Origin of the sequence: Photorhabdus noenieputensis, assembly GCF_018448935.1 — a bacterium.
In the GTDB taxonomy this organism is placed as follows: Bacteria; Pseudomonadota; Gammaproteobacteria; order Enterobacterales; family Enterobacteriaceae; genus Photorhabdus; species Photorhabdus noenieputensis.
Window position 1 is genome coordinate 1 of the sequence record NZ_RCWC01000075.1, and the last position, 1672, is coordinate 1672.

Consider the following 1672-nt stretch of genomic DNA (forward strand, 5'->3'; position numbering starts at 1 on the left):
GTTTTAAAGTCTTGAAGAGTGAACAACAGTTAATTCATTACGAACTAATTAGTCAGAATTCTTTGAGCATCAAACTTTAAATTGAAGAGTTTGATCATGGCTCAGATTGAACGCTGGCGGCAGGCCTAACACATGCAAGTCGAGCGGTAACAGGAAAGCGCTTGCGCTTTTGCTGACGAGCGGCGGACGGGTGAGTAATGTCTGGGGATCTGCCCGATGGCGGGGGATAACCACTGGAAACGGTGGCTAATACCGCATAATGTCGCAAGACCAAAGTGGGGGACCTGAAAGGGCCTCACGCCGTCGGATGAACCCAGATGGGATTAGCTGGTAGGTAGGGTAATGGCCTACCTAGGCGACGATCCCTAGCTGGTCTGAGAGGATGACCAGCCACACTGGGACTGAGACACGGCCCAGACTCCTACGGGAGGCAGCAGTGGGGAATATTGCACAATGGGCGCAAGCCTGATGCAGCCATGCCGCGTGTATGAAGAAGGCCTTCGGGTTGTAAAGTACTTTCAGCGGGGAGGAAGGGTCTGGCCTGAAGAGGGTCGGATTTTGACGTTACCCGCAGAAGAAGCACCGGCTAACTCCGTGCCAGCAGCCGCGGTAATACGGAGGGTGCAAGCGTTAATCGGAATGACTGGGCGTAAAGCGCACGCAGGCGGTCAATTAAGTTAGATGTGAAATCCCCGGGCTCAACCTGGGAATGGCATCTAAGACTGGTTGACTGGAGTCTCGTAGAGGGGGGTAGAATTCCATGTGTAGCGGTGAAATGCGTAGAGATGTGGAGGAATACCGGTGGCGAAGGCGGCCCCCTGGACGAAGACTGACGCTCAGGTGCGAAAGCGTGGGGAGCAAACAGGATTAGATACCCTGGTAGTCCACGCTGTAAACGATGTCGATTTGGAGGTTGTGGTCTAGAACTGTGGCTTCCGAAGCTAACGCGTTAAATCGACCGCCTGGGGAGTACGGCCGCAAGGTTAAAACTCAAATGAATTGACGGGGGCCCGCACAAGCGGTGGAGCATGTGGTTTAATTCGATGCAACGCGAAGAACCTTACCTACTCTTGACATCCTCAGAATTTGCTGGAGACAGCGAAGTGCCTTCGGGAACTGAGAGACAGGTGCTGCATGGCTGTCGTCAGCTCGTGTTGTGAAATGTTGGGTTAAGTCCCGCAACGAGCGCAACCCTTATCCTTTGTTGCCAGCGCGTGAAGGCGGGAACTCAAAGGAGACTGCCGGTGATAAACCGGAGGAAGGTGGGGATGACGTCAAGTCATCATGGCCCTTACGAGTAGGGCTACACACGTGCTACAATGGCGGATACAAAGTGAAGCGACCTCGCGAGAGCAAGCGGAACACACAAAGTCTGTCGTAGTCCGGATTGGAGTCTGCAACTCGACTCCATGAAGTCGGAATCGCTAGTAATCGTAGATCAGCATGCTACGGTGAATACGTTCCCGGGCCTTGTACACACCGCCCGTCACACCATGGGAGTGGGTTGCAAAAGAAGTCGGTAGCTTAACCTTCGGGGGGGCGCTGACCACTTTGTGGCTCATGACTGGGGTGAAGTCGTAACAAGGTAACCGTAGGGGAACCTGCGGTTGGATCACCTCCTTACCTGAGATAGGTTGAGTGCAGTGCTCACACAGATTGTCTGATGAAAGTA

General features: G+C 53.5%; 1 rRNA gene. It reads left to right on the top strand.

The window, feature by feature from the left end:
• The first annotated feature begins 78 nt into the window (after nucleotides 1–78).
• Nucleotides 79–1623 (top strand): 16S ribosomal RNA (locus EAE91_RS22945).
• Nucleotides 1624–1672 lie beyond the last annotated feature (49 nt).